Origin of the sequence: Massilia sp. PWRC2, from assembly GCF_049896725.1 — a bacterium.
Lineage (GTDB): Bacteria > Pseudomonadota > Gammaproteobacteria > Burkholderiales > Burkholderiaceae_D > JAFCUW01.
Window position 1 is genome coordinate 1 of sequence record NZ_JAFCUW010000038.1, and the last position, 1,424, is coordinate 1,424.

At 57.0% G+C, this 1,424-nt stretch carries 1 protein-coding gene; it reads right to left on the reverse strand.

The features are described from left to right. Window positions 1–80 precede the first annotated feature (80 nt). The coding region (locus ACP7BZ_RS22900) for a hypothetical protein (RefSeq protein WP_426117503.1) at window positions 81–1,424 on the reverse strand (1,344 nt) is incomplete at its 5' end.

Sequence of the window (1,424 nt, forward strand, 5' to 3'; positions counted from 1 at the left end):
AAAGTGTTGTGGTCTGGGTTTGATCTCTCATCCATCTCACTGTGAACTTCGATTCAGCGAGGATGGTTGAGGCTGTTGATTTAGATACGTCCTGCGCGCTGCAATTTATCGACCAGGTCGGCATTGCCCTGCTGGACGGCCTTCGATACAAGTTGATGCACCTGCGCTTGGTCTGTACGGCTGTCGATCTGGATGACGGGCGCGTATGTGACCGCTGGCCCGCTGCTGCCGCGCCCGCCATTGCTTGCCAGCCCGCGGATAACTTCAGCCTGCGCTTTCGGCAAGACCATTTCTTTCTCGTGCAGTTGAGTCATCGGATTGACGCCGCCTGGGATGTCGTACCCACCCTCTGCCGATGCGATGGCAGTGCCAAGCACGATGCCGGCGCTGGCATAGCCCATTACTCGGATGCCCGTCGCAAGCACCGGCCCGATGAAGGGGCCGCCCACCTCTAAAGCTTTGGCAGCTGCGTTCTCAGTGTTAATAATGATGTTCGCGATAGCGATAGCCTTGTTGGCAATGAACAGCGCCTTGCCGAGAGCAGTCTGCTGGAGACCAGCATCTTTCATAATGCTGTACAGCTGGCTCGCAGAATCACCAGCTAATTGCAGCGCCTGCTGCCCAGCCTGCATCCGCATGGATAACATGGCTTGCTCGTGCCGTTGATTCTCGCGCTCAATGGCCATGTTGCCGCCGGCGATGGCCTCAAGCTCGCCAGCTTTGGCGGCCATCAGCGTCTGAATAATGTCATCGTGATTCTTTTGCTCAACTTCACCAGGCGTCCGCTGATTCGCCACCACCCCTTGTATGGCACCCGTCGCCATAAACTTTGACGCGGCATCGGATTTCTTTTTTGCGTCAGCCTGAAAGCGCGCGATCGACTCGTCCGTAATAGCGCCCTTTTCCTTTGCCTGCCGAATCTTTTCCTCGACGTCCAGCTCGGCTTGGCGGGCTGCTGTGAGCTGCTGCACCTCCAACGCCGACTTGCCGTACAAGCTGTTCGCAAACTCCAACTGTTCGTTCGCCTTGTCCTGCTGGATATCCCATTCCTTCATGGTCTTGTTCAGGCCGGCCTGGGCAGCGCCTAGACTCAGGGTGTTCAGTGCCAGCGCCTGCGATGCTTCGGTGCGAGCCTTTGATTTAGCATCCTCTCGCTCACTGATCTGATTATCAATCTGCGCGCGCGCTGGCCCATCTGAAGTTGCGGCGCGAGCTTTTTTAAGCAAAGCGATTTCATCGTCGTATGCTTTCAACGCCGCGTCACGCCCATCGTTGATCGTCTTGATCTTGCCGGCATTGTAGGCGTCCAGGCTGATCAGGTCCTGATTGCGCTCTTCCTGCATGTACTGGGCGTGGAAGGCAATTTGGCTGCGCTCTGCCGCATACGCATCCTCGATGGTCTTGAGCTTGCCCGTGGTGCCGAG